This window comes from Bradyrhizobium sp. LeoA1Lang (assembly GCF_055413685.1).
The window spans coordinates 1-6,744 of record NZ_JBVAPG010000269.1 but is presented as its reverse complement, the minus strand read 5'-3'; the positions used below and the strand labels follow the sequence as shown (position 1 = coordinate 6,744).

Here is a 6,744-nt window from a genome sequence, read left to right as displayed (position 1 = left end):
CGCCAAGAAGCTCGGCACCCAGCTGATCTATTTCGTGCCGCGCGACAACGTCGTGCAGCACGCGGAGCTGCGCCGCATGACCGTGCTGGAGTATGCGCCGGAGTCCCAGCAAGCCGATCACTATCGCGATCTTGCGACCAGGATCCACCACAATGGCGGCAAAGGCATCATCCCTACCCCGATCTCCATGGATGAGCTGGAGGACATGCTGATGGAGCACGGCATCATGAAGCCAGTTGACGAGTCCATCGTCGGCAAGACCGCCGCCGAGCTCGCCGCCGAGTAAAGAGCATACCGATGGAGGCCGGCTTTCCCAATGCTTAATGAGGGAGGCCGGCGTTCCGGCGAAAGATCTCGTGACCAGCATCACGATGCAGCAGAGCATACTTGATCGCGGTGGAAAGGTCGGCCATCAATGTTCGAAGCGCAATTCTTTCCGCTTATGGCTGCCAGAGCGAGTGATGTGAACGGTGGGCGGCATAGGGGAATTGCGACCTATCGCCTGCTCACTGGGGCGCACCCCGCAGATGCCGACACAACCAGTGACAGCAATTTCGATCGCCACGCGCTGGCGTCCATTCTGGCGCTCGCCACGATGGATGGTGGTCTTCTTTCCGAGAAGGTCGGTCTGTCAAGCCATGAGCTGGCGGCATTGGTGGAGCAGTACTTCCCGTCGGTTCGGATGAACGCCGAGGAGTTGCTCTTGCGTTTCAAGCGCAATGAGAGCGATGAGGGCGCAATGTTGCGTGATCTCCTGCTCGCGCAACGCTCGACCGAAGGGGATATCGGCAACTGGCTGGCTGCGATGATCGCGCGTCGCGCGATCGAGCCAAATCACCTCTGGGAAGACCTCGGATTGCGCAATCGTGGCGAATTATCCCGCCTCTTAAGCCGCCATTTCGCGCCGCTCGCCGCGCGCAATGTCAACAATATGCGCTGGAAGCGGTTCTTCTATCGCATGCTGTGCGAGGGCGACGGCCTTGTGATGTGCACGACACCGGTGTGCACGCAATGTAAGGACTTCAACCGCTGCTTTGGCGATGAAAGTGGCGAGAGCCGGATGGCTGAGCGCCGGCGTGACGTTCTGTTGCGGGCGGCTAACCCGGACGCCGCCAGCATCTGGCCTATGTGAGCAACACGGGATGGATCGTCCGTTGGCCAGACTTCCAACCGATGACCGCGCGGATCGCGCTGGCTTCGACGAGGTGCAGGTGGATACGACCTGCGCCCAATTCAGCAGGCAATGTCCCGACGCCGGCTGGAAGGATATGTTGCTCAAGGCCGGGCTGCGCCCGACGCGCCGGCGCGTGATCTTAAGCGAGTTGTTGTTTGCCAGGGGCGAGCGGCATGTCACCGCAGAGATGTTATTTGCCGAGGCGCGTGAGACCGGCTTTCCGGTCTCACAGTCTACCGTCTACAAGACTTTGAACCAGTTCACGCGAGCCGGCCTATCGGGTCGGATCCGTGTTGACGGTTCGCGATCATTTTTTGACACCAACACCACGCCGCATCCGCATTATTATCTGGGCGGCGACGATATCCTGCTCAACGGTCCCGATGCGAATCCCCTGCTTGTGAATGTTCCCGTGCCGCTGCCGGCCACGCAGTCTCGCGCGTCGATCTGATCATCCATCTGGGTCGCAAGCCGAGTTGATGCCAAGCGATCGCGCCCTGAGATAAGCCGACGCGTCGACTTTGCCACGCTGTCGCGTTTGCGACAACCCGGCTGAGCCAAAAACTGTGCGCTTGTTCAACAGCTTGGGGCGGGTGCCGGCGTGGCATGCGGGTTGCTGAAGCCTTGCTTTGCCAAAGACAACAAGGAGCTTCGCATGATCGCCGCCGCCTCTGCCAAACCGTCATGGTCCGAGACGGCATCGGGAAGTCCGATCGTGCTCAACGATACGACACTGCGCGACGGCGAACAGGCGCCTGGCGTTGCCTTCACCACCGACGAAAAGGTGGCGATCGCGCGGGCGCTGGCGCGGGCCGGCGTTACCGAGATCGAAGCCGGGACGCCGGGGATGGGCAGTGAAGAGATCGCCGCCATCCGCGCCATCGTTGAGGCCGGTCTCCCGCTCACCATCATCGGCTGGTGCCGGATGCGTGAAGCCGATGTCGATGCGGCGATCGAGGCCAAGGTGTCGATGGTCAATGTCTCGATTCCGGCATCTGACGTGCAGATTGCCGCCAAGCTTAGCGGTGACCGCGAGCTGGCGCTAGAGCAGGTGAGGCGGGGGGTCAGTTACGCCCGCGAGCGGGGGCTTGAGGTCGCCGTCGGCGGCCAAGACTCCTCCCGCGCTGACGTCGATTTTCTCATCACGCTGATCGCCATCGCAAAAGCCGCGGGCGCACGGCGCTTTCGCATTGCCGATACGCTCAGTGTGCTTGATCCCGACTCCACCTATGCGCTGATCGCGCGTTTGCGCGCGACCACCGATCTCGAGCTCGAATTTCACGGCCATGACGATCTCGGGCTCGCAACCGCCAATACGCTCGCCGCCATCAAGGGGGGCGCGAGCCACGCCTCGGTGACCGTCATAGGGCTCGGCGAGCGAGCGGGCAATGCGCCGCTGGAAGAAGTCGCCGTCGCGCTCAAACAGCTCTACGGGCGCGCCACCGGCATCGTGCTGCCGGAGCTCGAGAACGTCGCCGCGGTAGTGGCAGCCGCGGCTGCACGTGCAATTCCTCTGAACAAGGCCATCGTCAGGGAGCATGTGTTCACCCATGAATCCGGCATTCATGTGCATGGCTTATTGCAGGATCAACGCACCTATCAGTGGCTCGACCCCCATTTGCTTGGTCGGTTCAATCATATTGTGATCGGCAAGCATTCCGGGCTGTCCGCGATCACGACGCTCCTTGACGAGTTGCAGCTCGCCGCCAGCTCCGAGGAGACAAAACAGATCCTCTCGCGGGTGCGAAAACATGCCACCGAGCACAAGCGGCCGGTGGCGCGCGAGACGGTGGTGGCGATCTGGCGCGACATCCGCGAGCGCTCGTTGACAAATTGCGCGTGAGGCGGGCCATGGTCCGGCACCATTACGGCCGATCACTTCGAAACCGTGGGCGCGCCGCGGAAATCCTCGCTGCTCGCACTGATGCGCCAACGCATAGTCTACGTAGGCAATATAGAGCGCCGCGTGCGCGAAGCAGCGTCGCAAGAAGTGACCAGCCTGTGCTGCGTCCCGACCACCGGCCGGAGGGCCTAACCCAAAGGAAAGTTTCGATGAGCAACAAACAGAGGGCAGCCAGCATCCTGGATCGGCTCAACAAGGCCTCGTCGGCTGAAGATTTTTTTGCGCTGCTTGGCGTCGACTACGACCCCAAGATCGTCAATGTCGCGCGCCTGCATATCTTAAGGCGCATGGGGCAATATCTCGCCAAGGAACAATTCGAAGGTAGCGCAGAGGCGGAGGTCACGGCGCGGTGCAAGGCGGTGCTGGAGCAGGCTTATGCCGATTTCGTGGCGTCCTCGCCGATCGATCAGCGGGTGTTCAAGGTCTTGAAGGATGCGGTCGCCGAGCCCAAGAAACCGGCGGCCTTCGTGCCGTTGAGCTCGCTGAAATAGCCTCATGTATCAGTTCAGATCTGCCTGCATGTCGGTGCGGTGTGTTATGCCATTCGCCTTCCTCCAGATCAACTCTCTACAGCAACGCGCGAAGCCACGCTGTCGCCTTCCCGACGTATGGGCGGATTGTATTGTCTGCGATGCTAACTGACCCCTCATCAATTTTTCTCAAGTCATTGATCGGAGCTCTGATTTTCGATCGCGTGCAACTGGTACAACACTTGCTGTTCTCCGGCCAAGTCCGTCATTGGCGCCGGCGTACACAGAATTGTTGCCGTCCGAGATGAGATTTGGAGAAAGACCAATCATGTTACCGTTACTGCTCGCCGCTTGCGCCGGCGTCATCTTGTGGCTCACGCTCGCGTTAATGCCGTTCGAACTTATCTTTGACGCCGTTGAGGCTGGGATTGACCGGGCGTTGGCCGCTAATGGGTAACTCGCGTTTCCACGCTACCTCTGGAGAAGGCATGCACAGTATCGTTTCCATCAAGCAGGTTCCCGATTTCGCGCAGATCGGCGTCAATCCCCTTACCAACACGATCTTGCGTCAGGGTCGGCGAGTATCGTCAAACAAGACGCCTTGTTTGCGCGCGAGGCCGCGCGCTTATTGCGTGAAAAGTTCTCCAGTAAGATCACCGCGCTCACCAGGCTCGATGTGTAGCGCCGCGCCGAACGCGGCGCGTCGATGTTGCGCACAGAGCTGCCGTGCCTTGCCAACCATGCCGGAAGCGAGCCAGATTTGCCGCGGTCTCATAACCGACGCCCTGCGCGCGCCGCTGGGGCCAGTTGTGAAATGGAGCGAGCAGGAGGCCAGCGTCGAGAACATCTCGAAATGCGGCGTGCGCGGCTCGCCGATCATAGTCAAGCGTGTCTTTGCGCCTTCGCCACAAACCGAGAGGAGGCGGATGGGAGCCACGAAGCAGCCGACCGAGTTGCTGATGAAAGCCATCTTGAAGGGCCGACCCAAGCTAGAAACCGGTCTTGTGGCGCAGGCGCGCGGGTTGTGAGGGGGACAAGGCTATGAGCAACATCACCACAGCTCCTACGCCGGTCGCGGGCGGCCGCGCAGGAGCGAAAAGAGAATTGCCGGAGCACTTTAAGGCCTACAAGCATATCTGGGTCTTCGTCGAGCAGGAGCGCGGCCAGGTGCATCCAGTCTCCTGGGAACTCATGGGTGCGGGCCGCAAGCTTGCCGACAAGCTGAAGGTCGATCTCGCTGCGGTTGTTATCGGCCCGGAGGGCGAGGCCGCGCGTAACGCCGCGCTCGAGTCCTTCTGCTACGGCGCCGACCTAGCCTATCTCGTGAGCGAGAATGTGCTGTCGGAGTATCGCAACGAGTCCCACACGAAGGCGCTGACCGATCTCGTCAACACCTATAAGCCAGAGATCCTGCTGTTGGGCGCAACCACGCTCGGTCGCGATCTTGCGGGCTCGGTAGCCACCACCCTACTGACGGGTCTCACCGCCGACTGCACCGAGCTCGATGTCGACGCGGATGGTTCGCTTGCGGCCACGCGTCCGACATTTGGCGGATCGCTGCTTTGCACGATCTACACTTTGAATTACCGGCCGCAGATGGCAACCGTCCGCCCGCGCGTGATGCCGATGCCAGAGCGCCTCGCGCGCGATGCCGCCCGCATTATCATCCATCCGCTCCGCCTGCTCGAAGAAGACATCGTCACCAAGGTGCTATCCTTCATGCCGGACCGTGATTCGGCCAAATCCAATCTTGCCTACGCCGACGCCGTCGTCGCCGGCGGGCTGGGGCTGGGCTCGCCGGAGAGTTTCCAGCTGGTACGACAGCTCGCCGACGTGCTCGGCGCGGAATATGGCTGTTCGCGGCCGCTGGTACAAAAGGGCTGGGTCAGCTCCGACCGGCAGATCGGCCAGACCGGCAAGACCATCCGGCCGAAGCTCTATATTGCCGCAGGTATTTCCGGCGCGATCCAGCATCGGGTCGGCGTAGAGGGCGCAGATCTGATCGTTGCCATCAATACCGACAAGAACGCACCGATCTTCGACTTCGCCCACATCGGCATCGTCAATGACGCTATGCACTTGTTACCCGCGCTGACGGCCGCTTTTCGTGCACGGCTTTCGCCGCATTCGCGCGACCGGATCGCGAGCTAGAGGAGGTTGTTATGATCGAGGAGAAGTTCGATGCAATCGTGGTCGGCGCCGGCATGTCGGGCAACGCGGCGGCGCTGGCCATGGCCAAACGCGGCATGAAGGTGCTACAGCTCGAGCGCGGTGAATATGCTGGATCGAAGAATGTCCAGGGCGCAATCCTCTACGCCGACATGCTGGAAAAACTAATCCCGGACTTCCGCGACGACGCTCCGCTCGAACGTCATCTCGTCGAGCAACGGTTCTGGATGATGGACGATCGCTCGCATGTCGGCGTGCACTACCGCTCCGAGGACTTCAACGAGGAGCGGCCGAACCGGTACACGATCATCCGTGCGCAGTTCGACAAATGGTTCTCCTCGAAAGTGCGCGAGGCCGGCGCGACCGTGCTGTGCGAGACCACGGTCACTGAGCTGGTACGGGACGCCAATGGGAAAGTCATCGGTGTTCGTACAGATCGTCGCGACGGCGAAATCCACGCAGATGTCGTGGTACTGGCCGAAGGCGTTAATGGCCTGCTCGGTACGCGTGCGCGCCTGCGCGAGCGGCCCAAGCCCGACAAGGTGGCACTCGCGGTTAAGGAAATGCACTTCTTGCCGCGTGAGACCATCGAGGCCCGTTTCAATCTCAAGGGCGACGAAGGCGTCGTTGTCGAAGCGGCCGGCACCATTTCTTGCGGCATGACAGGGATGGGCTTCATCTATGCCAATAAAGAATGCATATCGATCGGCATCGGCTGTATCGTCGCCGACTTTCAGAGCACTGCAGAGACGCCATATGGGCTGCTCGATCGCTTCAAGCGTCATCCATCCGTGGCGCCCCTGATCGAGGGCTCGGAGGTCAAGGAATATTCTGCGCACCTCATCCCTGAAGGTGGCTACAAGGCAATCCCGCAGCTGTATGGCGAAGGCTGGGTCGTGGTCGGCGATGCGGCGCAGCTCAACAACGCCATTCATCGCGAGGGCTCTAACCTCGCGATGACCTCGGGCCGCATTGCGGCGGAAGCTATCGTCCAGGTGAGATCACGGCGTTATCCCATGACTGCGGCA

6 protein-coding genes and 2 pseudogenes are annotated in these 6,744 nt (G+C 61.1%); all 8 read left to right on the top strand.

Annotated elements, in window-relative coordinates; genetic code table 11:
* A pseudogene (nifH, locus tag ACZYOF_RS41300) lies at positions 1-286 on the top strand (nitrogenase reductase); the annotation flags it as partial.
* Positions 287-415: 129 nt separating this feature from the next.
* On the top strand, positions 416-1,132 hold the full coding sequence (locus tag ACZYOF_RS41295; protein WP_463719339.1) for a nitrogen fixation protein NifQ: 717 nt from the start codon (positions 416-418) through the stop codon (positions 1,130-1,132).
* 22 nt (positions 1,133-1,154) lie between these two features.
* Positions 1,155-1,625, top strand: a complete 471-nt coding sequence (locus ACZYOF_RS41290; RefSeq protein WP_165421516.1) for a Fur family transcriptional regulator — start codon at positions 1,155-1,157, stop codon at positions 1,623-1,625.
* A gap of 204 nt (positions 1,626-1,829) precedes the next feature.
* The gene (gene nifV / locus ACZYOF_RS41285; protein WP_463719338.1) at positions 1,830-3,017 is read left to right on the top strand and encodes a homocitrate synthase; all 1,188 of its coding nucleotides are present in this window, start codon (positions 1,830-1,832) and stop codon (positions 3,015-3,017) included.
* Between the two features lie 209 nt (positions 3,018-3,226).
* Positions 3,227-3,568 (top strand): nitrogenase stabilizing/protective protein NifW, encoded by a 342-nt coding sequence (gene nifW / locus ACZYOF_RS41280; protein ID WP_028169330.1) that lies wholly within the window; start codon positions 3,227-3,229, stop codon positions 3,566-3,568.
* Positions 3,569-4,035: 467 nt separating this feature from the next.
* Positions 4,036-4,575: pseudogene (locus ACZYOF_RS41275) on the top strand (hypothetical protein).
* A 13-nt stretch (positions 4,576-4,588) separates the two neighbouring features.
* Positions 4,589-5,698, top strand: a complete 1,110-nt coding sequence (locus ACZYOF_RS41270; protein ID WP_130231408.1) for an electron transfer flavoprotein subunit alpha/FixB family protein — start codon at positions 4,589-4,591, stop codon at positions 5,696-5,698.
* Positions 5,699-5,709: 11 nt separating this feature from the next.
* On the top strand, positions 5,710-6,744 hold a 1,035-nt coding region (locus ACZYOF_RS41265), incomplete at its 3' end, for an FAD-dependent oxidoreductase (protein WP_463719337.1).